This is a genomic window from Kribbella aluminosa, from assembly GCF_017876295.1.
Lineage (GTDB): Bacteria > Actinomycetota > Actinomycetes > Propionibacteriales > Kribbellaceae > Kribbella > Kribbella aluminosa.
Window position 1 is genome coordinate 4,098,718 of record NZ_JAGINT010000001.1, and the last position, 25,133, is coordinate 4,123,850.

The following is a 25,133-nucleotide window of genomic DNA, read 5'->3' on the forward strand; positions in this document are numbered from 1 at the left end:
ACGACGCGCCGGGACGGCGCGCAATCAATGGTTGCCATCGGCTCCAGTCGATGTCCAAGACCTCTTTTGGCCGCGGCGATACCCTGTTGGCATTGCCGGACCGGGAGGCCTCGTGGATCTGGACCTGCGCAAGTTGCGCTACTTCGTCGCTGTCGCTGACACGCTGCATTTTGGCCGCGCCGCCGAGCAACTGCACATCGCGCAGCCGGTACTGAGCCGGCAGATCCGGGCGCTGGAGCACGATCTCGGCGCCGAGCTGTTTTCAAGGGACAGCCATGGCGTGGTGCTGACTGACGCCGGGAGGCAGCTGCTGACCGACACCGGTCCGTTGCTGGCCTCCGCGGACGCGGCGCGCCGCCGGGTGTCGATAGCCGCGCAGGGCAGCCGGCGAATCATGGTCGGCTTCCGAGCAGGCATCGCGGTCGCCCCGGCGGTCCAGGAGTTCGCCACCCGACACCCAGACATCCTGGTCGACGTGCAACGCATCGAAGCAGACGAGCAAGCGCCGATGCTGCTCGACGGCCGCATCGACATCGGCTACGTGCGGCTGCCGATCGACGAGGCAGGCCTCCGCATCGCCCCGCTCTACACCGAGCCACGGGTCGTGGTGCTGCCGGCCGGCCACCGGCTGGCCGGTAAGGAGGAAGTCACCGAGGCCGACCTGGCCGGCGAACCGCTGCTCTGGAACGGCGACACGAACACGCAGCCCACCAGGCGCCCACACCCCAACGCCGGGTACCTGGTGCGCGGCGTGGACGAAACACTCGAGCATGTCGCAGCCGGCCGCGGCATCTCGTTCCTGGCGCGATCGGCGACCGTGTTCTACTCACACCCGGAGGTCACCTTCGTGCCCGTCCCGGATCTCGCGCCCGACCAGGTGTACCTCGCCGTGGCGGCATCGCACATCTCACCGGTAGTCGACGACTTCTTCACGGCGGCGCAGGCCGCGGCCGAGATCACGTCGGAATGCGGGAACTACGACATGTGGCAGCTCGGAGGCGACGCCATCTCACGCACCGCTGAGAAATAGCAGCCGCGCCGATTCACTTCCTGGACAGGTGTCCCAGATCGCGGACGGTGTTTGGTGTTGGACCCTGGGTGCTGTCATGATCGTCGGCATGCAGATGCTGTGTTGTTGCTGTTGTCAGTGTTGTCACTGACGCGCGCCGACTCCGGCGCCCGAGGCCCTGCCCCTTTCCGTGGCCCGCCCGCCGACACAGCACTCACAGGAACATCGCATGAATCTCCCGGCTCTTGCCGACCTTTTCGCGTCCCACGGCCTCCGGCTGCTGCCCGGTTCGTACGCCGTACCGGTCGAGCTGCTCGTGCAGTTGCCTGACGCAACCATCGTCCGGTTCAGCGCCCGCGGTACGACCCTGCGGCTGCGCAAGTACTCCCCCGACGCGCTGACCGCGATCACCATCCCAGCCGAATGCGGCTGCGGCGACCACCACCCGCAGACCGGCCCCGCCCGCACCACCCTCAGCCGGTACGCCGTACCGCTCGAGGAACGCGCGATCCACGGCGACCTCGAGCACGGCTGGCACCACCACGAGGCCGGCCTCCTCACGCTCACCGATGCCACCCCGTTCTTCTTCGATCTCCTCAGCACTCTCCACACCAGGGAACTGGTCAGCGTTGGCTGAGCCGGCTGCGAGGCCAGCTGGTCCGTAGTAGGCGAGGAGGTGGCGGCTGGTGGCAGGTTTCTTTACTGGCCTCCCGTCTCGCGGATGGAGCGTTCGAGTTCGGCGTAGACCTCGGTGAGGACGAGATCGCCGCTGTCGGCGTCGTAGTCGAAGAGTTCGCCGTAGCGGCCCCAGTCGATGGCGATGTCGAGTTGCTTTTCGGTGTCTTCGGTGGAGTAGCCGCGGCGAAGGAGGTCGCGGAAGAAGTCGTCGCGCAGGGAGCCGTCGTCGCTGTTTTCCAGGGCTTTGCAGATCGTACGGACCAGGGGTACGTGCTGGACGGCGAGGTTCGCGAACATCTCCTTGCTGGCCAGGATGCCGGCGGTGTACCAGTCGCGACCGGTTTCGGTGAGGAACGCCTGGGCGCCTTCGACCTCGAGCAGGCCGAGCATGACCGCGGCGTCGACGAGTGGAAGCAGGTCGTCTACCTCGAATGACAGCTCGTAGGCGAGGTCCGGCAGGTCGGTCTGGCCGTTGTGTGCATACACGATCTCGACGAGGCCGGCCAGTCCGCCGACGGTTGCGTCGGGCAACGGGTGGCTGAGCGGTCCGGGCGGGACGGCCGGGGCGGGTTGCCGTTCGTCACCTTTGGCCAGGGTCGCGTAGAGTTGGTCGACGAGCGCGTCGAACGTCGGGCTGCGCCGGTCTCGCGGGCGTGGGAGCCGGACCGCTACTTCGGCCTTGATGCGGCCAGGGTTGGAGCCGAGGACGAGGACTCGGTCGGCGAGCAGCACGGCCTCTTCGATGTTGTGGGTGACGATGCAGATCGCCTTGGTCGGGAACTCCGGCTGGGCCCACAGTGCGGTCAGTTCGGTGCGCAGGTTCTCCGCGGTGAGCACATCGAGTGCGCTGAACGGCTCGTCCATCAGCAGGGCGTCCGGCCGCAGTACCAGCGCCCGGGCGAACCCGACACGTTGCCGCATCCCGCCGGACAGTTCCTTCGGGTACGCCGACTCGAATCCGTCGAGCCCGATCAGATCGATCGCCTCCAGCGCGCGCTCGCGCCGTTCGGCCGCCGGCACTCCGCGGGCCTGCAGGCCGAGTTCGACGTTGTCCTGCACGGTCAGCCACGGCATCAGCGCGAAGGACTGGAACACCATGCCGACACCCGGGTTGGCGCCGTTCAGGATCTCGCCGCGGTAGCGTACGGTTCCGTTGCTCGGGGCAATGAGACCGGCAATCGTGCGTAGCAGCGTGGACTTGCCGGAGCCGGACTTGCCGAGCAGTGCGACGATCTCGCCCTCGTGCAGGGTCAGGTTGATACCTTCCAGAACCGGCAGCGTGGTGCCTCCGGCGCCGGGGAAGAACTTGGAGAGGTTCTCGACCTCGACAATCGCCGGCGGGCGCGCGACGGTCGCTGCGGTGGTGGATGTGGATGTGGTGGCGGCCATGAGGCACCTCCCGGGGGCTGGTTGGATCATGTCAGTGAGTAGCGGGTCTCGGCGAGCCGGTAGAGACGTCGCCAGAGCAGTCTGTTGAGGCCGACGACGTACACGCTCATCACCGTGACGCCGACCAGCGTCTTGGCGAAGTCTCCGCTCTGGGTCGACTGGGCGATGTACGCGCCGAGGCCGGTGGCGGTCAGTTTGGTCGAGCCGTAGCTGACGACTTCGGCGACGATCGAGGCGTTCCAGGCGCCTCCGGCCGCCGTGAGTGCACCGGTCACCCAGGCTCCGAAGACCGACGGCAGGATCACGGTCCGCCAGCGCAGTACCAGCGGGAGGCGCAGGTTGAGCGAGGCCTCCCTCAGGTCGTTGGGGATTGCGCTGGCGCCGGCGATGACGTTGAACAGGATGTACCACTGCGCTCCGAGGCTCATCAGCACGATGCCGCCGACGTTCAGGCTGATTCCGGTCCGGATCAGCAGCAGCGTGAACAGTGGGAACAAGAAGTTCGCCGGGAAGCTGGCCAGCACCTGCACGACTGGCTGAGCGAAACGGCTCACGCGGGGGTTCATGCCGATCCAGACACCGATCGGCACCCACACCAGCGAGCCGAAAACGACGAGCACGATCACCCGTCCGAACGTCACCAGCCCGAGCGCGAACGCGTGCCCGAAGGCACCGAGGCCCGTCCCGTGGTCGACGTACACGAGCATCCGGTACAGGCCCCAGGCGACGGCGAGCGCCACCACCACGGAGAACACCACGTCGCCCGCGCGGCGCCGTACCTGATCGACGTGCAGCGGGTACTCCGCCAGGCCGAACGGCCGCGTCCCGCGGTCGAGGGCGACGCCTACCGGCTTCACCAGCAGGTGCGCGAACTGCGGCACCCGCGAGCGGCGCAGCACGTCGAGCACCAGGCTGCGCGGTGCCTCGGAGGCCTCGGACTCCTCGACCCGGAACTTCTCCGCCCAGGCGGTCAGCGGCCGCCAGAACAACACGTTCACGCCGATCACCATGACGATCATGACGCCGATCGCGAGGAACATCCGGCCGAGATGCTCCTGCGAGCCGGCCGCCGCGACATAGCTGCCGATCCCGGGCAGCGCGTAAGTGTGGTTGTTCACGCTGATCACTTCCGACGCGATCAGGAAGAACCAGCCGCCGCCGAAGCTCATCATTCCGTTCCAGACCAGCGGGATCATCCCGTTGGGTACGTCGAGACGCCAGAACCGCTGCCACTTCGTCAGCCGCAGAACCCGGGCCGCCTCGTCCAGCTCACGCGGCTGCGTGACCAGCGAGTTGTAGAAGGCAAACGTCAGGTTCCACGCCTGCGAGGTGAAGATCGCGAACACCGACGCGCACTCGACCCCGAGCGTCGTGTGCGGGAACAACGTCAGCCACACGCTCAACGTCACCGACAAGAATCCGAGCACCGGCACGGACTGCAGTACGTCGAGAATCGGCAGCAGTACCTTCTCCGTCCGACGCAACCGCGCGGCGGCCGTCGCGTAGACGAACGTGAAGACCACCGACACCACGAGCGCGGCGAACATCCGCAGCAGCGACCGCGCAGCGTAATACGGCAGATTCGCCGGATCCGTCGACACGCTCGCTGCTGCAGTCGACGGCGAGAACGGAGTGTTGATGCCCTGCGAGACACGGACCAGCAGCCAGAACAGTACGGCCATCCCGGCCAGCACGAGCACATCGGCGATCAGGTGCGTGCGCGAGCGCAGCGGCGCATCCTGCGCGGTGAACGGGCGCAGCATCGACATCAGATGGCCTCCTGGACGGACAAGCGACTACGCCTCCGCCGTCAAGAGCCCCAGTGAGCTACGGCATGACGAGGACAGCGGTGAACACGGTGAACGAGCTGGATCTATGGGCGTCCGGACTCATCACAACCACCTCCTCGGGCACGACTCGGCGCCGCTCTGGCGTCGACTGAAAGCTACTCCATACTCAACGGCTTGCGCAAATGAGTGCTCGTTGGGTTAGAGTGGCGAGATCATGACCTCCGCCGTCGATCCTCGCGTCCCAGCCGAACAACTCGAAGCCGCCGCGTCGACGTTCGACCTACTGTCGGTGCCCGGCCGGCTGCACCTCGTGGTCATCCTGGCCGGCGGCGAGTACGACGTGTCCACGCTCGCCGACCTGTCCGGCGCGAACGTGCCCGCCACCAGCCAGCAGCTGGCCAAGCTCCGCGCGGCCGGCGTCGTCACCGCCCGCCGCGAAGGCCGCCGGCAGCTGTACCAGGTCAAGGATCCGCACATCCTGTCGGTGATCGCCCAGATGTTCAGCCACATCGCGCCCGACGGCACCCTCGCCGTCCAGGAACCCGACCGTCCGCCGCGTCGCCCCCGATTCACCGCAACGAGCAACGTCAGATGAGGCGTTGGACGAGCCCGATCCAGTCGGCCCCCTGCGCAGCGCGGTCGTCGCCTGGGCCTCCCGCGACGGCCGCCGCGAACCGCGCAGGCCGTCGTACGCTGGAGCGAGCACGGCGAGCTCACCCGCCCATCGCAAACGCTGGAATGAACTTGGGCAACACGTCCGGACTCAAGACGCACTACGGCTACTTCGCCGTACTCGCCGTACTCGCCGTCATGGCGGCCGTCGCCGTCGTCCTCTACCCCGTCTTCACGCGCAAACGGTGGCTGTGAGTTGTCGAACTTCCTCGCTCCTGGGCGTCTGTGGCTGCTGGTACTGATCCCAGCAGCCGTCGCGGTCTACCTGATCCTGCAGCGCCGGCGAACGGAATACGCGCTGCGGTTCACCAACCTCGCTCTGCTCGACCGCGTCGCACCACGGCGCCCGCAGTGGCGCCGCCACCTTGCCGTCGCGCTGGTCCTGCTCGCCGCGACGTCGTCGGTGATCGCCTTCGCGCGGCCCAAGGCCGTGGTCAAGGTTCCCCGAGAACGCGCCACGATCGTGATGACTATCGACGTGTCGCTGTCGATGATGGCCACCGACATCGACCCGACCCGGCTGGGCGCCGCCAAGAAGGCGGCCAAAAACTTCATCAACCAGCTGCCGGCCAAGTTCAACGTGGCCGTGGTCGCCTTCGCCGGTACGGCGACCATCGTCGTACCACCCACGACCGACCATGCCAGTGCATTGCGCGCGATCGACAGCCTGCAACTCGCCGAATCGACCGGTACCGGCGAAGGCATCTTCGCCGCCCTGCAGGCCATCACCCAGGTCCCACCCGACCCGAACCACCCGAACGACCCCGCGCCCGCACGCATCGTCCTCGAATCCGACGGCAAACGCACCGTCGGCCGTACCATCCAGGAAGCAGCTGCCGCGGCCAAAGCCAAGGACGTCCCCGTCTACACCCTCACCATCGGCACCCAGTCCGGCTTCATCGAAATGGACGGCATCCGGCAACGCGTCCCACCCGACCCCGGCGAAATGCAGCAGATCGCCCAGATCACCGGCGGCCGCGCCTACAACGCCGAGTCAGCCGACGAGCTCGACAACGTCTACCAGGACATCGGCTCCTCCGTCGGCTACGACGAACTGGACCGAGAGATTACCTCCCGCTTTGCCGGCATCGCCATGCTCCTCACCTTCCTCGCCGGCGCCGCCTCCATCGCAGCAGCCTCGCGCCTCCCCTGATCCTCCGCCCAACACCACCACAGCCGACGACGTACCGCCGACACTGCGGGCGCCGCCGGCCGTACACCGTCTACACCGTGGCCCGCCCGGCGTGCGGCGGCAGCGCTCCATCACCGGCCATCTAGGCGTCACCGCCCTGACCGGCTGACGCCTCAGTTCACGGGTGTATCGGCGAGGACCGTGTGCACCGTGCGCGACGGTAGGCACTCCGCGGGAGATGCCGTCGCGGTGAGATCACGCGTGTTCAGCATCACCCCCAGGGTCGCCTGTCTCGCGAACGCCGGCGCGAAGGGCGCGGCGAGATATCGCGTCACCCGCAGTACGCCGAGTGGCACTCGCCTGATCGCAGTCGCGCCCTGAGCGCGAGCCAGTTCGACGAGGGTGACGTTCTCGGGGGCCGGCCACGTCGAGCACGCGCCGAATCGTCGACGGCTCGATCAGGCAGTGGTCGACGACGGCGGCCACGTCGACCACCGACACCACGTTGAGCAGGTTCTCTCCCGGGCCGAGGACGACAGCCGGTCCTCCCGTGCCGAGCCTGCCGCGGACGATGTCGAGCCACAGTTCGAGGAAGCAGGTCGGGCGCAGGATCGTCCAGTCCAGGCCGGTTGCCCGCAGATGCTGCTCGGCGGCGTACTTCGCCCGGAACAACGACGACGTGTGGTCGGGTGCCGCATCCTTGATCGACACCAGCACGAACCGCCGGACTCCCGCCCGCTGCGCAGCGTCGACCGTCGCGATGCAGGCCGCCCGGTCGATCTGATCCGGTCCGGCTCCCCGGCCACCCAGCAGACCGTGCACGCACCAAACAGCTGTGTCACAGCCCTCGAGTGCTGCAGCGACCGCCGCGTGGTTCCGGACGTCGCCAACTGCCACCTCGCAGCCATTCACTGGTGCAGTGCCCGGGGTGCGCGTCAGCATCCGGACGCGCTCGCCACGTTGCACGAGCCGCCGTACGACGATCGAACCCAGCCGGCCGGTGCCGCCGGCAACGAAGATCATTGCGGCCGCGCGGACGAGTGCAGTGCCGCGGCAACCGCCGCGTCGACGCCGGTACTGCTGGTGTCGAGTGGTTCGAGGTAGAACCTGGCCGCCGTCGCGCGGCCGCGCTCGACGGTGAACACGACAACACCGCGCATGTGGTGTCCGGTGCCGTCGCGACGGGTGCCGTCCATCGCCCATTCGGTCCACACCGTGTCGCCGGCGACCGCCAGCGCCGGCACTCGTACGACGAGATCGGGGACCATGTCGAAGATCGCCGACCAATTGCGCCCTACCTGATCGTTGCCTGTGAAGCCCCGTGCGGGATGCGCCGGAGTCTCGTTGACGTAGTCGGCAGCGAACAGGCTGACCAGCCTGTCCAGGTCGTGGCGGTTGACCGCCTCGACGAGATCGGCGACGAACCGCTCTGCGATGGTTTCCATCGCGCACCACCCTTGGCTACACTACCTAGTATTCAATACAAGACTATGGAACCAAATGCCACGACACGTCAAGACGTCCCGCAGTTACGATTCGTCTGCGCGCCGCCGTCAGGCCGAGGCGAACCGGCAGGCGATCCTCGCAGCCGCCCATGAGCACTTTCTGCAGTACGGGTACGCCGCAACCACGGTAGCCGCGGTGGCCCGGGCTGCCGGTGTGTCCACTGAGACTGTCTACAAGGCGTTCGGGCCGAAGCGTGCGCTCGTCCGGGCACTCTGGGAACGCGGCCTCGAGGGGCGGCAGCCGGTGCCGGCGCCCGAACGCAGCGACCGGCTGAGCGCCACCGAGCAGGATCCGAGGACGGTGCTCACCGGTTGGGGCCGACTCACGACGGAGGTCGCCCCGGAAGCGGCGCCGATCATCCTACTGATCAGAGATGCCGCCGCTCAGGATCCCGACATGACGACGCTGCTGGCCGAGGTGGAGCAGCAGCGCCGCGACCGGATGCGCCACAACGCTGAGCGCCTCGCCGCTCAGGGCTGGCTGAAGCCCGGTCTCGAGCTCGCCCGAGCGGCGGACATCCTGTGGACCTACTCATCGCCGGAGCTCTACGAGCTGCTGGTCCTCAAGTCCGGCTGGCCGCTCCCGGCGTACGGCGACTTCATCTCCTCAGCCCTTGCCGCCGCATTACTCGACCACGACCTCCGCTGAGCTGTCGTGCGCCTCCGCGGGGGTCCTGTCCGTTCTACCGAGCCGTCGCTGCGTTTGTGGGCTTGCCCGCGTCGGCGCGCGGTGTCGGCAAGCCGCTACAGATGTTGGCATCGGCCCCACGACTTTGCACACCCGAAACCGGCGGCCGCGGCCCTGGTGCTGCGGCTTTCGGAGCCGTGGCCGCATGATGGATTCCCGCGAAGTCGCTTCCGATGGTCAGGGTGATCGTGCTGGAACCCCCGGCTGGTGCGGTGGCGGGTGAGCCGGCGACGTACGAGCGGAGCAACTCCGCGCCTGGCCCGGAGCTGACAGTCGTGGTCGAGCTCCGCGTGGTCGTGCCGATTCCGGAGACGTGGAAGCCGAGACTGGTCAGTTCCGTCCTGACAGTGGCCGCCTTTCCGGTGACACCAGTGGCGTTCAGGACCCGTACGGCGACTTGGCCCGGTTTGGTGCGGCTGGAACCCGGATGGCCGGCAGCGGTGGACAGGGTGCCGGTCCACCGCTGGTCGCTGCGCAGCAGCTGGAAGACCTCGTTGAACTGCGGTTCCGCCGGGACAACCCGGTTGGGGTCGGTGGAGTCGGCCGTGTTGGGGGCGGTGATGAAGGTCATGCTGTTGGTCTTGAGGGAGCGGAGTTGCTCGGCGAGACCCACCAGTTTGTCGATGGAGCCTAGTCCGGGATCGACGGTGAGCGACGATGTGGCGGCGTCTGCGAGCTTGTACAGGGTCACCGGGTTGGCGAGTGTCCCAGCGCTTTCGAGCTTCTGGGCCAGCGACGACACGAACATCTGCTGCATCTTGATCCGGCCCAGGTCTCCCCCGTCGCCGATGCCGTGCCGGTCCCGTACGAACGCCAGTGCTTCCTGATCGGTGACCAGGTGCTTCCCGGGTGGGATATCGAGTTTGCTGCGCCAGTCATGGATCCCGGGATACGGGACGCAGACCTCTACCCCACCGACCGCGTCGACCATTTTGCGGAAGCCGTTGAAGTCCAGCCGGATGAAGTGATCCACACGCAGGTTCGCCATGTGCTCGACCGTGGCAACCGCGCAGGACGGACCGCCCAGAGACATCGCCAGATCGAACATCGCCGCGTTCGACCCCGCCACCGTGGCGTGCGGATCGGTCCGCGAAACACAGGCAGGCCGCGCGACGACCAGGTCACGCGGGATCGAGGTGATGATGGCGTGCTGCCGGTCGGCCGACAAGTGCACCAGCATCGCGGTGTCGGAGATGTCGGTACCCAGCTTGCTCGCGTTCCCGAAGGCTGAGCCCTGCTGACCGTTGCGGGTCTGCGACCCCAGAACGAGGACGTTCAACGGACGCTGCCCCTTGGCATCGGCTGCGGGCTGGTCGGGCCGCTGTCCGAGGATGTCCAGCGGGTTGCTGGCAAGGTTGCTGTCGAGCTTGAAGTACAAGCCTGCGCCACACGAACTGATCAGCAGCAGGCTGACCAGCGAGGCGACCAGCACCTTCCCGCGCCGCGGCATCCGCCGCCACCAGTCACCCCTGCGCCGCCGGATCCGGGACGGTGCCGCGCCGCCGGACCCACCCGGTCGACATCCTCGGGCACCAGCACGAGCGGTTCGCCCGCCGCGCCGGCCGGCTGCGGACGTCTGACCCGGACCATCTGGCGCACTCTTCTGACCTCGCTGCACCAGCATCCCTTCGTCGCGTCGACCACCTCCCCCTCGAAAATGTGACGATCAACCCTGCCCGCAGGTTGTCACCGTCCGCCGACCCACCGGGTCACCAGCCCTCGTGTGCGGCTGGTGACAGCGTTCTAATAGCAGCCGACCACCACCGTCGATGTCCCGTTGACGTCTGACAGTCCGGCTGCTGCCCGGCTCGTCCCGGTCGAGCTGCTCGTGCAGTTGCCTGACGCAACCATCGTCCGGTTCAGCGCCCGCGGCACGACGCTGCGGCTGCGCAAGTACTCCCCCGACGCGCTGACCGCGATCACCATCCCGGCCGAGTGCGGCTGCGGTGACCCACCACCAGCAGACCGGCCCCACCCGCATCACCCTCCGCCGGTACGCCGTACCGCTCGAGGAACGCGCGATCCACGGCGACCTCGAGCACGGCTGGCACCACCACGAGGCCGGCCTCCTCCGCCTGGCCGACGCGGTCCACACTTCTTCACCCTGCTCGACGGCCTCCGTACCCGCGGACGCGTCCCCGCCTGAGTCCGCCGTGGTCGGGCGGTTAGGGACGGCGGTGGGCGGGCTCGGTGGTGTCGAAGTGGTTGCGGGCGGCCTCCACCTTTGCCAGGTTGGGGGACCACTCGGCGAGGGAGTGGAAGAGCGGGGCGAGGCTGCGGCCGAGGGGGCTGATGGCGTACTCGACGCGGGGCGGGACCTCCGCGTGGTACTCGCGGGTGATCAGGCCGTCGCGCTCGAGTTGCCGCAGGCGCTGGGTGAGGACCTTCGGGGTGATGGCGCCGATCCGGCGGTGCAGCTCGACGAACCGCTGGACGCCGTACTCGTTCAGCGTCCACAGGATCGGCGTCGTCCAGCGGCTGAACACCAGGTCGACAACGGGCGCGATCGGGCATGCCTGCACGGGATCAGCAGTGGTCTCGGTCACAAACCCAATACTATCCTCTAGGTACCTACTATCCCCAGGCGATTAGCGTCTTCCTCATGATCGTGATCACCGGAGCAACCGGCAACGTAGGCCGTCCCCTCGTCCAGACCCTGACCGCACTCGGCGAGGACGTCGTCCCCGTCTCGCGCAGCGGCGCCGGCCACCAGGCCGACCTCACCGAGCCCGAAACCCTGCGGCCCGTACTCGACGGCGCGAAGGCCGTCTTCCTGCTCACCTCCGCCGACTTCCTTGCTCGCGGCAACCTCCGGTCCGTCGTCGACGTACTGCGGGAGTCCGGCGTACCGCGGGTCGTCCTGCTGTCCTCGCAGGGCGTCACCACCCAGCGGCACCCGTCCGTCCACGAGGACGCCGTCACCGGGTCCGGACTCGAGTGGACGATCCTCCGGCCGGGCAACTTCGCCAGCAACGCGCTTGCCTGGGCCGAATCCATCCGCACCCAGCGGGCGATGTACGCGCCGTACGCCGACGTCGCGCTCCCCGCGGTCGACCCGCAGGACATCGCCGAAGTCGCGGCCGCCGTCCTCCGCGAGCCGGGTCACGCAGGCGCCGTCTACACGCTCACCGGGCCCGTTGCGATCTCGCCGCGCCAGCAGGCGAAGGTGATCGAGGACGCCATCGGTACGCCGATCCAGTTCACCGAACTGACCCGCGAGCAGGCCCGCACCGGCATGCTGACCTTCATGCCCGAGCCGGTCGTCGAGGCGACGCTTGACGTACTCGGCGCACCTCTTCCCAGCGAGCAGGCGGTCAGCCCCGACGTCGAGAAGGTGCTCGGCCGTACGCCGCACACGTTCGCCGACTGGCTGGACCGGAATCTGCCGGCCTTCCGCTGAAGGACGGCAGAGCGAGCCTCTCCTTCAGTTGTCTGACACGACCTCCCCCGCTTCGGCCGTGCCGCCGCGCTGGGCGGGGAGGTTGTGCAACTGGTGGCGGAGGGTTTCGGTGACCTGTTCGGCTGCGCGCTGGGCGGCGGTGAGCGCGGCGAACCGGTCCTCGGCGGCCTTCTTCACGTCGGCCAGTTGCGTCTGGTGGTCGGCACGGAGTTGCTCGCGGTCGGTGCGGTGCTCGCCACGGAGCGCGTCGAGCTCGGCGCGGTGTCGTTCACGCTCCTGCCGTATCTCGGATGCCAGCTGGTCGGCCGTCCGCTGCGCGGTCTGCCGCTCGGCCTCCGCCGCAACCTGAGCGGCCCGCGCGGCCTCCACCTCACTCCGCACCTGACGGACCTGCTCCTCAGCCGCGACCTGAACGTCGCGAATCCGCCCCTCCGCCTCAGCCCGCACCCGCTCCACCTCGGCTACCCCGGCCTCCCGTGCCGCGCCAAGCTCCTGCCGAGCCCGCTCCAGCTCGGCCGCCACCCTCTCACCGGCCGCTGCGGCGTCCCGCCGAGCCTGGTCCAGCTCGGCAGTCGCCCTTTCGCTGACCGCTGCCGCGTCCCGCCGGACTTGCTCTAGCTCGGCGGCTGCCCTCTCGCGGGCCGCTGCGGCGTCTCGTTGGGCCTGCTGTGCCGCTTCTTCGGCGACGGATGCGTCGGCGCGAGCCTCTTCGAGTGCTGCGACAGCTTCGCGGGCGGCCTCGTCGGCTTCCTCTCGAGCGTCCTCGGCTTCGGCCGCGTGCTGCTCCGCTTTTCGGCGACGGTGCTCTTCCTGACCTCGTTGCCGCTCGGCATCGGCCAGCTCCGCCCGGGACGACGCCTGCAGTTGCTCCACCTCGGCCGCCACGGCCTCCGCGTCGCCGTACGTGCGGACCGCCTCCGCGATCTGCGCGAGGTACCCCTCAAGTTCTTCCACCAGGCGCGGCAGGTTGCCCTTCATCAGCTGCTCGAGCGTCATCCGCGCTGCCGTCACGGGTCCCGTCACCGATCGGGCCGCCGATTCTGGGGCAGTGCCGTCACGGCGCACCGGCTGTCTGGCCAGGCGGTTCTTCGCGGCCCACGCGTTCGCCTTGTTGTGTACGACCGGTTTCCCGTCGACGCCCGCTCCTTCCCGGCCGCAATACTTCGGCGGGCGCCCCGGAGTCCCGGGATCGACCTGCTTCGGGTTCGCACAGCTCACACCCGGGAACTCACACAGCCCCTGCCGAGAACGCGCGACAGTCTCCGTCGTCATCGCACCATCCTACGGTATTAAGTCGATTAAGTTGCCCATTGAGTTTGGTTTCCATCAACTACTTTAGACTGAACGAAACTGAACTGAAGTAGCGCATAATCCCCGTTATGCGCTAGCTTGTCTCTCATGAACGATCAGCCGGCGCCGCTGGTATTCCGCCCGACAGAGACTGCCGTCGAGCTGCCAAGACCCGATCGGGCGACCGAGGCTGCCGTACGACGCTCCCTCGGCCGGCGCCGCCCGCTCCACGACCCCGGAGCAGACCCGACCGACCGGCTGGACCTCCTCATCGAAGCGCTCACCCCGGAGCTGACCGCCCTGGTCGTGCTCTGGCTCGGTGGCACGCGGCGGGCGAGCCGGGATACCCGGATCGGGTATGCCGACGACCTCCTGCTGTGGGCCGACTGGGCTCGCCGTGAGCTCGGCCGGGAGCGGTTCGGGCTCGACCTGCAGCGTGGCGAGGTGACGATGTGGCTCACTTGCCAGCAGGATGCGGGGGCTGCCTCGTCGTCCATCTCGCGCCGGCTGTCGGCGCTGTCCAGTCTGTATCGGTATGCCGCGGGCTGGGGCCTGCCCGTGGTGTCACCGATCTCGGACGACGATCACCGGCCGAAGTTCCACCGCGGCCGGCGCGCGACTTCGGCCCGGGTGCTGGATGCCGACCAGGTCGGGGAACTACTCGCGGCGGCGGGCGACGTCCGCGACGCCCTGATCGTCGGCCTGCTGTACACCGGCGCGCTGCGGGTCTCCGAGCTCTGCGGCGCCGACGACGTCGACCGCCACGACGAGGGCCGCCGTACCTGGCTCGTCGTCACCCGCAAGGGCGGAAAGACGATTCGCGTACCGCTCGAGACCACGGTGGCTGAGCTTCTCGACACGTACCGCGCGTCGCGGCCTGCCTGGACCGGCGTGGGACCGGCTCCGCTGCTCGCGGATGCCACCGGCAATCGCCTCGACCGCCACGACGTCACCCGACTACTCCGCCGGCTCGCCAAGGCGGCCGGGATCCCCCGCCCGGAGACGGTCGGCCCACACTCGTTGCGCGCCACCGCGATCACCGACCAGAAACGTCGCGGCCACAGCGCCGAGGACCTCCAGGAGCTGTCCGGTCACGCAGATGTGCGCACCGTCATGGTCTACATCGACGACGACGGCCGTGCCGAACGGGTCTCTGCCCTCACCGACGACCTCGGCCGCGTCATGACGGCCGTACCGCGGCACCTCAAGTCCCCAGGTTGAGCCGATCTCCGGAGAGCGTCGCCTGCATCTTGAGTTAGTAACACGCTTGGTTTAACTTATCCGCGCAGCTGCCCTCGCCTGTCCTTCCAGCCGCCACCTGGAGGTTCCAGCATCATGTCCAGACGCTTGCTCGCGCGGATTCTGCCCGCCGCGCTCGCCGTGGACCGCCCTGGATGAGCCCACCTGTCCGGCGGATCGCAGTCCTCTCCGAGAGTCGTTGACCTGGCGTCCGTACGGCGCATACTGAATGGCATCAGGGGGTGCAGCGCAGATGGTGCCTGTCGAGGTGATCGAGAGCGGCGCCGGCGTACCAGTGGTGTTCGTACACGGCGATGTGTTCGATGCCGCCGCGGCCTGGCAGGCGCAGCAATCTCTGGCCGATGGACACCGGCTGCGGCTTGTCAACCGCCGAGGATTCGGGCAGAGCACCGCGGTGGACGGGGAGGACTTCGCGGTCGACGCAGCCGATATCGCTGAGGTACTCGGCGACGGAGCCCACCTCGTTGGGCACTCCTACGGCGGCGTGGTCTCGTTGCTGGCGGCATCAATACGACCGGAAGCGGTGTTCTCGCTGACCGTGATCGAGCCTCCCGCGTTCGGCCTGGTCCGCGACCAACCGCCCGTGGCAGCGTTCATCGACGCGGTCAAGGAGCTCATCGCGACCGATCCGACCCCGGACGAGTTCCTGCCGAAGTTCATCCGCATCGTGGGCGGCGATCCCGGTCGGCTGCCTTCGCCGCTGCCGCCCGCCCTCGTACAGGCGGCTCGGGTACAACTGCGGGGCCGATGGCCGTGGGAGGCGGAGATCCCGCTCGACCTCCTCGCGGCGACGGTGTTCCCCAAGCTGGTGGTGTCCGGGAACCACAGCCGGATCTTCGACGCTGTCTGCGATGTGCTGGAGCAGCGACTACCCGCAGCCCGAGCCGTCGTCCCAGGCGCGGGACACTCCGTCCCGTTGGTGGGCGCAGCCTTCAACCAGCACCTCACCGCCTTGTGGACCCGAGCCGAATCGGCACCAGCCAACCAGAGCAAGCAATGAATCCCCGCACCGCACGGGACTCCCTCGGTCAGGAGAGTCGGAGATGACTGTGTACACCCTCGGGCTGTGGACGGTGCGGCCTGGGCACGAGGAAGAATTCGTTCGCGCTTGGACCGACCTCGCCGAGCAGACGAAACTCGAGTTCCCCGATGAGCAAGCCACCCTGCTGCGTGACGGCGATCAGCCGAACCTATTCATCAGTTTCGGGCCGTGGACCTCGATCGCCCAGATCGACCAGTGGCGAGCATCGGACACCTTCAAGAACGGCGTCGGACAGATCCGCGCGCTCATCGACGACTTCGTACCCCACACAATGCACCCAGTTGCCGGCATCGACTAGACGCCGGCGCCGACCGCTCATGAGCGTCGAACCAGCCAGCCAGGAGGCGCTGATCGAGAATGGCTTGAGCAACAGGCTGTCGCCGGGATTCTGCAGGTTGCCGGGAATGACGATGCCGACCAGCGCCGCTACCTGCTGCCGACGCCCTATGTCGACGTCTTCACCGACGCCGACAGCCTGCACTACCTCGCGCCCTTCGCCACCGCCATGCGCCCCAGCACGCTCCGCGAAATACGCCTCCGCCGCCGGCTTCCGGGAAACGCAGATCTTGCCGATCGAACACGACTTCTGGCGCTTCTACCGCCCACTGTTGCGCCCCGGAACGTACGAGGTCGGCGCGCAGGTCACAGTGACGGCAGCCCCGAGATCGGATAGCGTTTTCCGGGACTGGACCGTGAACGGGGCGGTGGTGGCGACAACGCCGTCGTACATCTTCACCGTCACAACGGACCAGATACTGACCGCCAACTTCACACCGAAGTAGGAGCGAGATGGCTGACATACAACAGCAGGTCGCGATCGTCGGGTGCGGCATCATCGGCCGCACCCACGCCAAGGCCATCGCGGAACGGCCGGACGCGATCGTGACCGCCCTGGTGGACGGCGACGCCGCGGCCCGGGAGGCACTCCGTGCGCAACTGGTCGAGCTCGGCCAGCCGGAGCCGAAGGTGTACGACGACCTGCCCGCGGCGCTGAGTGGGTCGGACGTGTCCCTCGTCGCGATCTGCACCCCGAGCGGTACGCACGCGGCGCTGGCCGAGCAGGCGCTGGAGCAGAAGAAGCACGTGGTGATCGAGAAGCCGCTGGACGTGGACCTGGTCCGCGCCCGCCGGCTCGGCGCCGCGGCCGACCGGGCCGGGAACCACGGCGTGGTGTCGTCGGTGATCAGCCAGCACCGGTTCGACGCCGGCAGCGCGGTGGTCAAGCAGGCGATCGACGCCGGGCGGTTCGGGCAGTTGACGTCGTCCGTCGCCACGGTCGCCTGGTGGCGCAGCGACGAGTACTACGCGTCCGCGGGCTGGCGTGGTACGTGGGCACAGGACGGGGGCGGCGCGCTGATGAACCAGGGCGTGCACACCGTCGACCTGATGCTGTGGTTCATGGGCCGCCCGGTCACGATCCAGGCGCAGGCGCTGCGGGCGGCGCACCACGCGATCGAGGTCGAGGACACGGTGGTCGCGACGCTCACCTTCGAGAACGGCGCGGTCGGCACCCTGCACGCGACGACGGCGGCGTACCCCGGCGGGCGTACGCGCGTCGCGGTCCACGGCACCGAGGGCGGCGCCGAGATCGAGGACGACCGCCTCAGCCGCCTCAATCTGGACGGGGTGCAGGAGGATCAGCCTGTCGACGCGGGCGACCCGGGCGGCCACGGAGCGCAGTACGACGACATCCTGACCGCGATCGCCGACGGGAACGCACCGGCGATCACGGTGCAGGACGCCATCGATGCGCTGGCGACGGTGCGGGCCGTCTACATCGCCTCCACCCTGCAGCGCCCGGTGAAGTTCATCGACGTACTGGAGGGCCGCTACGACGACGTCGACGTCTCCCGCGGCGTCGGCCTACCCCCGAGCTAAAGGCATTGCGTCCGAAGAAGTGTGGTCCAGAGACCTCACTTCTTCGGACGCAACGTGGTGGTCAGGTCACACCGTGGTGGTCAGGTGCCGGGGTCGCGGTTGTTGAGGATGCGCTGGTAGAGGTTGCAGTCCTGCCAGTGGCCGTCGATGTGCAGGTACGTCGGCGCCATCCCGATCTGCTGGAACCCCGTGCGCTCCAGCACGCGCTGCGACGCGACGTTGCCGGTGAGAGTGCTGGCCTCGATGCGGTGAAGCTTCAACTCGGTATCGGCGATCTCGGCGACTGCCTCCACCGCGCGGGTGGCGAGGCCGCGGCCGATCGAATCGACGGACACACAGTAGCCGAGGCTTGCGCTGCGGAACGGGCCCGGAACCAGATCGCTCAGCGTGATCGCGCCGACGATCCGGTCCCCCGACGCGAGCACCCACGGCACCACCTGGCCGTTCTTGTACCGCTCGAGCTGGTAGTTCATCCGCTCGGTCTGACCCGCCGCGGTGAACCACTCCTCCGTACGCGCCGGCTCCCAGCGCCGGAGATGCTCCCGGCTCCGGGTCTGTGCGTCGGCCAGGGCGGGAGCGTCGTCGAGGGTCGCGATCCGGAGCTCGACCTCCGGCGTGAGCGGGCGGGGATCGATCACTGTGCGATCACTTGGGCAGCCTCCGTGCCTGACTCGATCCCGACACCCGAGGGGTGAACGCGTCGTGGAAGATCGTCGACGCCGCCCCGACCGCGGCCGCGTCCTTCTGCAGCATCGACTCCTCGACCCCGACCTGACGGGTCTCCCGCGCCAGCGGATGCGCGTTCACCGCCCGCCCGATCTCGGCCAGGAAGATCTCCGAGATCTCCTTCCCGAACGCCGGCCCGCCGAGCACCAGCAGATCGATGTCCAGCAGGTCGACGAGCCCGACGGCACCCTGCCCGATCACCCGCGCCACCTGCCGCACCGCCTTGACCGCCGCCTCGTTGCCGGCGGCAGCCGCGTGACAGACCGCCTTGTACCGCGTGGCCTCGTCGGTCGCGGCCGGATCCGTCTCGACGTACCCGTACTCCGCCGCGATCACCGGAAGCGACGCCGTCGGGTTGCATTCGCGGACCAGCCGCGGCCCGTTCTCGCCGTCCCACTCCCCCACCCGCAACGCCGCGACCTGCCCGAACTCCCCCGCGTTCGACGTACCGCCGCGATAGATCGCCCCGTTCAGGAACAGCCCGCTCCCGACGCCGGTGCCGAGGTACAGGTACGCGAAGTCCCGCGCCCGCGCCGACCTTCCGATCCAGCGCTCGCCGATCGCCGCCGCCGTACCGTCCTTCTCCACCAGCACCGGGTGGTTCAAGCGCTCCTGCAGCAACTGCCGGATCTTCAGCCCGCGCCAGGCCGGCTGCAACGGAAGCGCCAGCAGCGACCCGTCCGCGTCGATCGGCCCCGGGACCGCGACACCGACGCCGAGCATCGAGTCCAGGTCCACCTGGCTGATGCTCAACGCCGCGGTCACCGTCGCCGCGGTCAGATCCACCAGCTGCCCGGCCTCCAGATCCTCCGCCAGGTCGACGGTCTCCCGGCGGACGATCTTCCCGTCCAGGTCGACGACCGCGACGGTGAGCAGTTCGGGATCGACGTGGATCCCGACCGCGTGCGCAGCGTTCGAGCGCAGCCGCACCGGCGTACGCGGCTTGCCGAGCCGTTCCGCGCGCTCCTGCGCCTCCTCCACCAGCAGGCCCTGCTGGAGCAGGATGCGCAGGATCCGCGACACCGACTGCTGGGTGAGACCGGTACGGCGGGAGATCTCGGTCCGGCTGATGATGCCGGCCAGCCGGATCGTCTCGATGATCACGGCCTCGTTGAACGAGCCCAGGTCGTACTGGTTCGCGCCCGCGCGCCGCACCAGCCCTTCGAAGGAATCGCTCATCTCCGCCTCCCCGTCTCGTCGCTGCCTGGCCGTGATCGTACTGCCGAACTACGGTGCCTACGGTGCTTACGGTGCTTCCAGGGCTCCGTCGATCCGCCGTACGCCGGCCGCCCACTCGTCGTGACCGGACAGCTCGGCCGGGTACCGGGCCGCTGCCTCCAGGTCGACGTCGATACCCCAGCCGGGCGCGTCGTTCGGCCGCAGCCAGCCGTCCTCGATCCGCAGCGTGCCGGGGAACACCTCGTGCACCGCCTCGTCGTAGATGTGGCCCTCCTGGATGCCGAAGGCAACAGAAGTGACGTCGAGCGCGACGTTTGCCGCGGCTCCGACCGGCGAGGTGTCCCCAGGCCCGTGCCAGGCCGTCCGTACGCCCGAGATCTCGGCCAGATCGGCCAGCTTGCGAGCCGGGGTCAGACCGCCGATGTCCGAGACATGCGATCGAATGAAGTCGACACCGCCGTCCCGGATCAGCCGGACCGCGTCACCGAACGACGTCGTCAGCTCGCCGACGGCCAGCGGAACCGGCGAGGCGGCGCGCACCTCGGGCAGCCGGTCCCACAGCTCCGGCGCCAGCACGTCCTCGAGGAAGAACAACCGGTACGGCTCGAGCGAACGCGCCAGCAGCACCGCTTCCTTCGGCGTCAGCCGCGAGTGGACGTCGTGCAGCAGCTCGATGTTGTCCGGCAGCGCGTGCCGGGCCTCGGCGAACAGCTCCGGCGTCGTCCGCAGGTAGTCCCGCGCCGACCAGCCGTTGTGGTACGGCGAATCCGGGTAGAGCGTCGGCACCCGCGGAGCGCCGTACCCGCCGCCGCCCGGCGTGGACATCTGCAGCCGGATGTGCCGCCAGCCCTGCGCGATCAGCTTCTGGGCGTGGTCGAGGGTGTCCTCGATCGTCTGACCGCTGGCGTGGATGTAGGTGTCCGCGGCCGCGCGCACCTTGCCGCCGAGCAGTTCGTACACCGGCATCCCGGCGCGCTTGCCGGCGATGTCCCAGAGCGCCTGGTCGATCCCGGAGATCGAGTTGTTGGTGACGGGTCCGCCACGCCAGTAGCCGGAGTACGACGCGAGTCGCGTGAGGTCGCCGATGTCGCCCGGGTAGCGGCCGACGAGCAGCCGCGCGAGGTGCTCGTCGACGAACGTCTGCACCGCCTTCCAGCGCTGCGTGAACGTGGCACAGCCCAGCCCGTACAGGCCCGGCTCGGTGGTTTCGATCTTCACGACCACCAGCGGGATACCTTGCGGCGCCGTGACGATCGCCTTCACCTCACGGATCCGGAGGTCGTCGCGGACCGGCCACGGCTGGTCGAAGTTCGAGGGCATTCAAAGCTCCAGGGAAAGGGGGAGGGGAAGGGGCAAAGTCGGTAGGTCCAGTTCGTGCCGGGCCTGGAAGCCCAGCATCGTGCGTACTGCGGTCAGGTCCATCGGCACCTCACGCCCGACGAACCGCCGCAGCCGCGGTACGTCGGGGGCGTACGCGTCCAGCAGGTCCTCGGTCGCGTACGGCGCACTACTGGTGCCGGCGGCAACGAAGAACGTGTGCGCCCCGGACAGCGGCGCGGTCAGTCCGAGCTCGACGACGTACGCCGCGTCGCGGGTGTCGAGGTACGTCCACGCCTCCCGCAGGCCGCTGACCGGATTCTCCTTGACGTGCCCGGCCATCCGCTCGAGGGCGTCGGCCGAGTTCACGTGCGGGAACCGGAAGGCGACCACGTCGATCCCCCACCGCCGCCACGCCATCCGCGCGGTGTTCTCGTCGTTCTGCTTCGACAGCGAGTACCAGTCGCCGACGTCGCTCGGCGCCTTCTCGTCCCACGGGAAGTACGCCGGCCGGATCTCGTGCGGGTTGAACGGCACGCCGGTGGCGTTGATGCTGCTCGCGATCACCGCCCGGCCGATCCCCGACGCACCCGCCTGCGCGAGCACGTTGAACGTCGACACCACGTTGATCGAGTAGACGTCGTACGGCGTGCCGGCCGACGGGTGCGGCAGCGCGGCCAGGTGGACGACGTACTCCGCACCCTCCAGGGCCCGCGCCACATCCGCCTCGGACCGGGTGTCGCCGATCAGCACCCGGTCCGCCTTCAGGTCCGGATGCGGCACGTTCGACAGGGCGGTCACCTTCGCACCCAGGGCGTTCAGGTGCTCGACCGTGACCAGCCCGATCCGGCCGGCTGCCCCCGTGACCAGCACCCGCCGGCCGTTCAGTTCACTCACTCTTTGATGCCTCCGGACATTCCGACGCCGCGCAGGAACTGCTTCTGGAACAACAAGAACAGCACCACAGGTATCAGAACCGCGAGGAACAGTGCGCTCATCTGCAGCGAGATCTCTGTGGTCTTCTGCACCCGCGGCAGCGCGACCGAGATCGGCTGCAGGCGCGGATCCGGCAGCACCAGCAGCGGCCAGAGGTAATCCTTCCACGAACCGATCACGGTCAGCAGCGCGACGACCCCGACGATCGGCTTCGACAGCGGCAGGATCAGCGCCGTGAACAGCCGCAGGTTGCTCGCCCCGTCGATCCGGGCCGCCTCGATCAGCTCCCGCGGGATCGAGTCGAAGTACCGCTTCATCACCAGGATGTTGAACGCGCCCGCGGCCTGCGGCAGCCAGACGGCCCAGAACGTGTTCTGCAGGCTGACGTGCAGCAGCGGCATGTCCAGCACGGTCATGTACAGCGGTACCAGCGAGATCACGCCGGGCAGGAACAGCGTCGCGAGGACCGCGCCGGTGACGACCGGGCCCCACTTCGGGCGCAGGACGCTCAGCACGAACGCACCCGTCGTACAGACGAACAGCGTCGAGACCATCGAGCCGATGGCGATGAACGCGGTGTTGCCGAGGTACGCGCCGACCTGCACCCGGTTCCAGGCGTCCGGGATGTTCTTCAGCTGGATCCCCGACGGCCACAGCTGCATCGGGCCGCTGAGGATGTCCTGGCTGGTCGAGACGCCGGACTTCAGCAGCCAGAGCAGCGGACCGACGCCGGCGACCGCGACAGCGATGAAGATCAGTACCTGGATCACCGGCAGCCCGTACCGGACCGCACCGCGCTGCCGGTCGGCGGTCGAGATGATTCCGCGTTCCCAAGAAGTGTCACCGTTCATGAGGTACTCCAGCGGCGAGTGACGAAGTGGTAGACGGCCGACAGCACACACAGCACCAGGGCGAGCAGCACGCTCAGCGCGGTCGCCGCCCCGAAGTCACCGTTGATGAACGCGTACCGGTAGATCAGCAGCAGCACCGTGGTGGTCGCGTTGTCCGGGCCGCCGCCGGTGAACAGGAACGGCTCGGTGAACACCTGGAACGTCCCGATCAGCTGCAGCAGCATCATGATCAGGATGATGCCGCGGATCTGCGGCAGCGTGACGTGCCAGACCCGGCTCCAGATCCCGGCGCCGTCCAGTTCGGCGGCCTCGTACAGCTCGGTGCGGACACCGGTCAGCGCCGCCAGGTAGATGATCGACGTCGCACCGGCACCGGCCCAGGTCGCCTCCAGTACGATCGCCGGCATCGCCAGGGTCGGCGAGTTCAGCCAGGCGAACGGCCCGATCCCGAACCAGCCGAGGATCGCGTTGAACACACCTGCACCGCTCGGGTCGTAGAAGAACGTCCACAGCAGGATCGCGGCCACCGGTGGTACGACGGCCGGCAGGTACGAGAGCACGTTGTACAGCCAGCCCGCCTTGCGCAGCTCGCTGACGAAGACGGCGAGGAACAACGGCACGGGGAAACCGAAGACCAGCGCCAGGGCCGCGAAGTACAGGGTGTTCAGTGCAGCTTGCGGGAGCTGCGGGTCGGTCAGCACGTAGCTGAAGTTCGACCAGCCGACCCACTCGGGTGCCTGGACGAGGTTGTTCTTCTGGAAACTCAGGACCAGGCCGCGGACGATCGGTCCCCAGGAGAAGTACAGGAAGATCAGTACCAGGGGCAGGGCGAAGAAGATCGCGCTCAGCCCGCCGGAGCGGTACCAGGTCATGACCGACCTGGTACTGCTCCGGCTCTGCTTGGGCGTACGTAGCTGGAACATCGGGCTACCGCGCCAGACGCGCGTCGATCTTCGAGGCGGCATCGCTGACCAGCTTGTCGATGTCCACATCCTTCTTCGTCAGCACCTGCTGGACCACCGGGTCGAGCAGCGAATAGACCTCCTGGCCCTTGTTCGACGGCTCCGGCAGCAGCTTCAGCGAGGTGGTCGAGTCGATGTAGCCCTGGAACTGCTTCACCGGGACGTTCACGTACGGCTCACGCCACTTGTTGTACTGGTCGTACGTCGCCTGGCTGAGCGGGCTGATCCCGGGCCGGCCGACGAAGCCCTTGTCCGCGATCGAGTTCTTCGCGTCCGCGACCGCGGAGGTCTCGTTCGTGTACTTGTCGAACTGGTCGAACTTGATCCACTTCAGCGCCGCGACGACCTCGTTCTTGGTCGCCTTCGGGCTGATCATCTTCAGCGAGCCGCCGGTCAGCGTGCCGTGCGGGCCGCCGTCCTGCGGCAGCGCGCCCTCGCCGAAGTCGGCGGGCTTCATGCCGAACTGCTTCACGCTCATGTCGTACGCGTCCGGCGCCTGCAGCACCATGCCGATCTTGCCGGCTGCGAAGTCCTGGCGGACCTCCTCCTGGTTGTACAGGAACCGGCTGCCCATCGAGTTGTCGGTCCAGCGCATGTCCTTGAGCAGCTGCAGCGCCTTCTTGGTCGGCGCGTCGTTGAACGTGCTCTTCTTGCCGTCCTGGCTCTCGATGCTGCCGCCCATGCTGTACGTCATCGTGGTCAGCATCCAGCCACCGGTGTTGTTGGTGGTCAGCTGCGCGTAGCCGGCCTTGCCGGTCTTGTCCGCGATCTGCTTGGCGTACTGCCGGACCTCGTCCCAGGTCGCCGGCGGCTTGTCCGGGTCCAGGCCGGCCTGCTTGAACAGGTTCCGGTTGTAGGCCAGGCCCACCGAGAACACGTCGACCGGTACGCCGTAGATCCGGCCCTTGTCGTCCTGGACGATCTTCAGGACGTTCGGGTTCAGGTCCTTGGTCAGGTCGACCAGCTTCAGCTCGTCGGTGATGTCCGGCAGCTGCTTGTTCGGGATCATGTTGGCCGGCTCGGTGAAGCTGATGTTCATCACCGTCGGCAGCGTGCCGCCCGCGACCTGCGCCTGGAAGGTCTGCGCCTGCCAGCTGGTCTCGGTCGACTTCACCGTGACGTTCGGGTACTTCGCCATGAAGTCCGTGACCTTCTGGTTGAAGGCCTTCAGATCGTTCGGCTTGTCCGGGGTGGGGCGATCCCCGATCATGATCGTGACCGGCGCCTTCTCGTCGATGCCACCACTGCCACCACTACCGCCGCTGCCGGACGCGTCGGGGGTGCCCTTCGCACAGCCCGCCGCCAGCAACAGCCCCGCCACTCCGAGGGCAGTCCCAAACCGGCCCCACCTGCTCGCAAACGTCATCGGAACTCCTCAGGTTTCCGGATGCCGCCGATGTGCTCTGAGCCACACACCGGCCAGGTCCCG

The 25,133-nt window shown here is 68.2% G+C and carries 27 protein-coding genes; 12 read left to right on the top strand and 15 right to left on the bottom strand.

Going from position 1 to position 25,133, the window contains the following annotated elements; genetic code table 11:
* Positions 1 to 112: 112 nt before the first annotated feature.
* Together JOF29_RS19620 and JOF29_RS19625 are read left to right on the top strand one after the other, a co-directional pair.
* A complete protein-coding gene (locus JOF29_RS19620) occupies positions 113 to 1,030 on the top strand; it encodes a LysR family transcriptional regulator (protein WP_209695608.1) in 918 nt (305 codons plus the stop codon).
* A 208-nt stretch (positions 1,031 to 1,238) separates the two neighbouring features.
* Entirely contained in the window at positions 1,239 to 1,646 is a 408-nt protein-coding gene (locus JOF29_RS19625) for a hypothetical protein (RefSeq protein WP_209695609.1), read from the top strand.
* 62 nt (positions 1,647 to 1,708) lie between these two features.
* On the opposite strand, the gene JOF29_RS19630 is transcribed toward JOF29_RS19625, so the two are convergent.
* A complete protein-coding gene (locus JOF29_RS19630; protein WP_209695610.1) occupies positions 1,709 to 3,076 on the bottom strand; it encodes an ABC transporter ATP-binding protein in 1,368 nt (455 codons plus the stop codon).
* 26 nt (positions 3,077 to 3,102) lie between these two features.
* A complete protein-coding gene (locus tag JOF29_RS19635) occupies positions 3,103 to 4,845 on the bottom strand; it encodes an ABC transporter permease (RefSeq protein WP_245357676.1) in 1,743 nt (580 codons plus the stop codon).
* 235 nt (positions 4,846 to 5,080) lie between these two features.
* On the opposite strand from JOF29_RS19635, the gene JOF29_RS19640 reads away from it, so the two are divergent.
* From JOF29_RS19640 to JOF29_RS19645, 3 genes are all read left to right on the top strand, one after another.
* Positions 5,081 to 5,461, top strand: coding sequence for an ArsR/SmtB family transcription factor (locus JOF29_RS19640; protein WP_209695611.1), 381 nt, complete (start codon positions 5,081 to 5,083; stop codon positions 5,459 to 5,461).
* A 149-nt stretch (positions 5,462 to 5,610) separates the two neighbouring features.
* The gene (locus tag JOF29_RS44620; RefSeq protein ID WP_281067248.1) at positions 5,611 to 5,733 is read left to right on the top strand and encodes a hypothetical protein; all 123 of its coding nucleotides are present in this window, start codon (positions 5,611 to 5,613) and stop codon (positions 5,731 to 5,733) included.
* 1 nt (position 5,734) lies between these two features.
* Complete coding sequence (locus JOF29_RS19645; RefSeq protein WP_209695612.1) at positions 5,735 to 6,691, top strand: VWA domain-containing protein; 957 nt, start codon at positions 5,735 to 5,737, stop codon at positions 6,689 to 6,691.
* A gap of 234 nt (positions 6,692 to 6,925) precedes the next feature.
* Here JOF29_RS19645 and JOF29_RS19650 read toward each other — a convergent pair whose 3' ends face one another.
* Both JOF29_RS19650 and JOF29_RS19655 read right to left on the bottom strand, forming a co-directional pair.
* A complete protein-coding gene (locus JOF29_RS19650; RefSeq protein WP_209695613.1) occupies positions 6,926 to 7,693 on the bottom strand; it encodes an SDR family oxidoreductase in 768 nt (255 codons plus the stop codon).
* Positions 7,690 to 8,115 carry a nuclear transport factor 2 family protein gene (locus JOF29_RS19655; protein WP_209695614.1) on the bottom strand — a complete coding sequence of 142 codons (426 nt, stop codon included), beginning with the start codon at positions 8,113 to 8,115 and terminating at the stop codon, positions 7,690 to 7,692. Before JOF29_RS19655 ends, JOF29_RS19650 begins: the two co-directional genes overlap by 4 nt.
* 55 nt (positions 8,116 to 8,170) lie before the next feature.
* Here JOF29_RS19655 and JOF29_RS19660 point away from each other — a divergent pair, with 55 nt between their 5' ends.
* On the top strand, positions 8,171 to 8,824 hold the full coding sequence (locus JOF29_RS19660; protein WP_209695615.1) for a TetR/AcrR family transcriptional regulator: 654 nt from the start codon (positions 8,171 to 8,173) through the stop codon (positions 8,822 to 8,824).
* 34 nt (positions 8,825 to 8,858) lie between these two features.
* Here JOF29_RS19660 and JOF29_RS19665 read toward each other — a convergent pair whose 3' ends face one another.
* From JOF29_RS19665 to JOF29_RS19675, 3 genes are all read right to left on the bottom strand, one after another.
* Positions 8,859 to 10,313 (bottom strand): LCP family protein, encoded by a 1,455-nt coding sequence (locus tag JOF29_RS19665; protein ID WP_209695616.1) that lies wholly within the window; start codon positions 10,311 to 10,313, stop codon positions 8,859 to 8,861.
* Positions 10,314 to 10,782: 469 nt separating this feature from the next.
* Positions 10,783 to 10,956, bottom strand: a complete 174-nt coding sequence (locus JOF29_RS19670) for a hypothetical protein (RefSeq protein ID WP_209695617.1) — start codon at positions 10,954 to 10,956, stop codon at positions 10,783 to 10,785.
* Between the two features lie 72 nt (positions 10,957 to 11,028).
* Entirely contained in the window at positions 11,029 to 11,409 is a 381-nt protein-coding gene (locus tag JOF29_RS19675; RefSeq protein ID WP_307863474.1) for a winged helix-turn-helix transcriptional regulator, read from the bottom strand.
* Between the two features lie 56 nt (positions 11,410 to 11,465).
* Between JOF29_RS19675 and JOF29_RS19680 the strand changes: the two genes are divergently transcribed.
* Positions 11,466 to 12,263 carry an NAD(P)H-binding protein gene (locus JOF29_RS19680; RefSeq protein ID WP_209695618.1) on the top strand — a complete coding sequence of 266 codons (798 nt, stop codon included), beginning with the start codon at positions 11,466 to 11,468 and terminating at the stop codon, positions 12,261 to 12,263.
* 24 nt (positions 12,264 to 12,287) lie between these two features.
* On the opposite strand, the gene JOF29_RS19685 is transcribed toward JOF29_RS19680, so the two are convergent.
* Positions 12,288 to 13,535, bottom strand: a complete 1,248-nt coding sequence (locus JOF29_RS19685; RefSeq protein WP_209695619.1) for a coiled-coil domain-containing protein — start codon at positions 13,533 to 13,535, stop codon at positions 12,288 to 12,290.
* 126 nt (positions 13,536 to 13,661) lie between these two features.
* Here JOF29_RS19685 and JOF29_RS19690 point away from each other — a divergent pair, with 126 nt between their 5' ends.
* The 5 genes from JOF29_RS19690 to JOF29_RS19710 all read left to right on the top strand — a co-directional run bounded on the left by JOF29_RS19690 (position 13,662) and on the right by JOF29_RS19710 (position 17,733).
* Positions 13,662 to 14,774: a tyrosine-type recombinase/integrase gene (locus JOF29_RS19690; protein ID WP_209695620.1), complete on the top strand. Its 1,113-nt coding sequence runs from the start codon at positions 13,662 to 13,664 to the stop codon at positions 14,772 to 14,774.
* Positions 14,775 to 15,045: 271 nt separating this feature from the next.
* Complete coding sequence (locus JOF29_RS19695) at positions 15,046 to 15,813, top strand: alpha/beta fold hydrolase (RefSeq protein ID WP_209695621.1); 768 nt, start codon at positions 15,046 to 15,048, stop codon at positions 15,811 to 15,813.
* Positions 15,814 to 15,856: 43 nt separating this feature from the next.
* The gene (locus JOF29_RS19700; RefSeq protein WP_209695622.1) at positions 15,857 to 16,153 is read left to right on the top strand and encodes a putative quinol monooxygenase; all 297 of its coding nucleotides are present in this window, start codon (positions 15,857 to 15,859) and stop codon (positions 16,151 to 16,153) included.
* Positions 16,154 to 16,421: 268 nt separating this feature from the next.
* Positions 16,422 to 16,637 (top strand): InlB B-repeat-containing protein, encoded by a 216-nt coding sequence (locus tag JOF29_RS19705; RefSeq protein WP_209695623.1) that lies wholly within the window; start codon positions 16,422 to 16,424, stop codon positions 16,635 to 16,637.
* 7 nt (positions 16,638 to 16,644) lie between these two features.
* On the top strand, positions 16,645 to 17,733 hold the full coding sequence (locus tag JOF29_RS19710; RefSeq protein ID WP_209695624.1) for a Gfo/Idh/MocA family protein: 1,089 nt from the start codon (positions 16,645 to 16,647) through the stop codon (positions 17,731 to 17,733).
* Positions 17,734 to 17,813: 80 nt separating this feature from the next.
* Here JOF29_RS19710 and JOF29_RS19715 read toward each other — a convergent pair whose 3' ends face one another.
* From JOF29_RS19715 to JOF29_RS19745, 7 genes are all read right to left on the bottom strand, one after another.
* Positions 17,814 to 18,371, bottom strand: coding sequence for a GNAT family N-acetyltransferase (locus tag JOF29_RS19715; RefSeq protein ID WP_307863476.1), 558 nt, complete (start codon positions 18,369 to 18,371; stop codon positions 17,814 to 17,816).
* 7 nt (positions 18,372 to 18,378) lie between these two features.
* Positions 18,379 to 19,638: an ROK family transcriptional regulator gene (locus JOF29_RS19720; RefSeq protein ID WP_209695625.1), complete on the bottom strand. Its 1,260-nt coding sequence runs from the start codon at positions 19,636 to 19,638 to the stop codon at positions 18,379 to 18,381.
* Positions 19,639 to 19,704: 66 nt separating this feature from the next.
* The gene (locus JOF29_RS19725) at positions 19,705 to 20,958 is read right to left on the bottom strand and encodes an enolase C-terminal domain-like protein (RefSeq protein WP_209695626.1); all 1,254 of its coding nucleotides are present in this window, start codon (positions 20,956 to 20,958) and stop codon (positions 19,705 to 19,707) included.
* On the bottom strand, positions 20,959 to 21,852 hold the full coding sequence (locus JOF29_RS19730) for an NAD-dependent epimerase/dehydratase family protein (RefSeq protein WP_307863477.1): 894 nt from the start codon (positions 21,850 to 21,852) through the stop codon (positions 20,959 to 20,961).
* Positions 21,849 to 22,742, bottom strand: a complete 894-nt coding sequence (locus JOF29_RS19735) for a carbohydrate ABC transporter permease (RefSeq protein ID WP_209695627.1) — start codon at positions 22,740 to 22,742, stop codon at positions 21,849 to 21,851. Before JOF29_RS19735 ends, JOF29_RS19730 begins: the two co-directional genes overlap by 4 nt.
* On the bottom strand, positions 22,739 to 23,614 hold the full coding sequence (locus JOF29_RS19740; RefSeq protein ID WP_245357677.1) for a carbohydrate ABC transporter permease: 876 nt from the start codon (positions 23,612 to 23,614) through the stop codon (positions 22,739 to 22,741). The genes JOF29_RS19735 and JOF29_RS19740 overlap by 4 nt, the downstream gene beginning before the upstream one ends.
* A gap of 55 nt (positions 23,615 to 23,669) precedes the next feature.
* Positions 23,670 to 25,070 (bottom strand): ABC transporter substrate-binding protein, encoded by a 1,401-nt coding sequence (locus tag JOF29_RS19745; RefSeq protein ID WP_209695629.1) that lies wholly within the window; start codon positions 25,068 to 25,070, stop codon positions 23,670 to 23,672.
* Positions 25,071 to 25,133 lie beyond the last annotated feature (63 nt).

Excerpts from the sequence above, each read along its gene's own strand:
- JOF29_RS19685 (WP_209695619.1), bottom strand. The coding sequence starts at position 13,535 with ATGACGACGGAGACTGTCGCGCGTTCTCGGCAGGGGCTGTGTGAGTTC.
- JOF29_RS19720 (WP_209695625.1), bottom strand. The coding sequence starts at position 19,638 with ATGAGCGATTCCTTCGAAGGGCTGGTGCGGCGCGCGGGCGCGAACCAG.
- JOF29_RS19650 (WP_209695613.1), bottom strand. The coding sequence starts at position 7,693 with ATGATCTTCGTTGCCGGCGGCACCGGCCGGCTGGGTTCGATCGTCGTA.
- JOF29_RS19735 (WP_209695627.1), bottom strand. The coding sequence starts at position 22,742 with ATGAACGGTGACACTTCTTGGGAACGCGGAATCATCTCGACCGCCGAC.
- JOF29_RS19690 (WP_209695620.1), top strand. The coding sequence starts at position 13,662 with ATGAACGATCAGCCGGCGCCGCTGGTATTCCGCCCGACAGAGACTGCC.
- JOF29_RS19635 (WP_245357676.1), bottom strand. The coding sequence starts at position 4,845 with ATGTCGATGCTGCGCCCGTTCACCGCGCAGGATGCGCCGCTGCGCTCG.
- JOF29_RS19640 (WP_209695611.1), top strand. The coding sequence starts at position 5,081 with ATGACCTCCGCCGTCGATCCTCGCGTCCCAGCCGAACAACTCGAAGCC.
- JOF29_RS19695 (WP_209695621.1), top strand. The coding sequence starts at position 15,046 with ATGGTGCCTGTCGAGGTGATCGAGAGCGGCGCCGGCGTACCAGTGGTG.
- JOF29_RS19745 (WP_209695629.1), bottom strand. The coding sequence starts at position 25,070 with ATGACGTTTGCGAGCAGGTGGGGCCGGTTTGGGACTGCCCTCGGAGTG.
- JOF29_RS19655 (WP_209695614.1), bottom strand. The coding sequence starts at position 8,115 with ATGGAAACCATCGCAGAGCGGTTCGTCGCCGATCTCGTCGAGGCGGTC.
- JOF29_RS19710 (WP_209695624.1), top strand. The coding sequence starts at position 16,645 with ATGGCTGACATACAACAGCAGGTCGCGATCGTCGGGTGCGGCATCATC.
- JOF29_RS19665 (WP_209695616.1), bottom strand. The coding sequence starts at position 10,313 with ATGCCGCGGCGCGGGAAGGTGCTGGTCGCCTCGCTGGTCAGCCTGCTG.
- JOF29_RS19740 (WP_245357677.1), bottom strand. The coding sequence starts at position 23,614 with ATGACCTGGTACCGCTCCGGCGGGCTGAGCGCGATCTTCTTCGCCCTG.
- JOF29_RS19700 (WP_209695622.1), top strand. The coding sequence starts at position 15,857 with ATGACTGTGTACACCCTCGGGCTGTGGACGGTGCGGCCTGGGCACGAG.
- JOF29_RS19625 (WP_209695609.1), top strand. The coding sequence starts at position 1,239 with ATGAATCTCCCGGCTCTTGCCGACCTTTTCGCGTCCCACGGCCTCCGG.
- JOF29_RS19630 (WP_209695610.1), bottom strand. The coding sequence starts at position 3,076 with ATGGCCGCCACCACATCCACATCCACCACCGCAGCGACCGTCGCGCGC.
- JOF29_RS19660 (WP_209695615.1), top strand. The coding sequence starts at position 8,171 with ATGCCACGACACGTCAAGACGTCCCGCAGTTACGATTCGTCTGCGCGC.
- JOF29_RS19725 (WP_209695626.1), bottom strand. The coding sequence starts at position 20,958 with ATGCCCTCGAACTTCGACCAGCCGTGGCCGGTCCGCGACGACCTCCGG.
- JOF29_RS19680 (WP_209695618.1), top strand. The coding sequence starts at position 11,466 with ATGATCGTGATCACCGGAGCAACCGGCAACGTAGGCCGTCCCCTCGTC.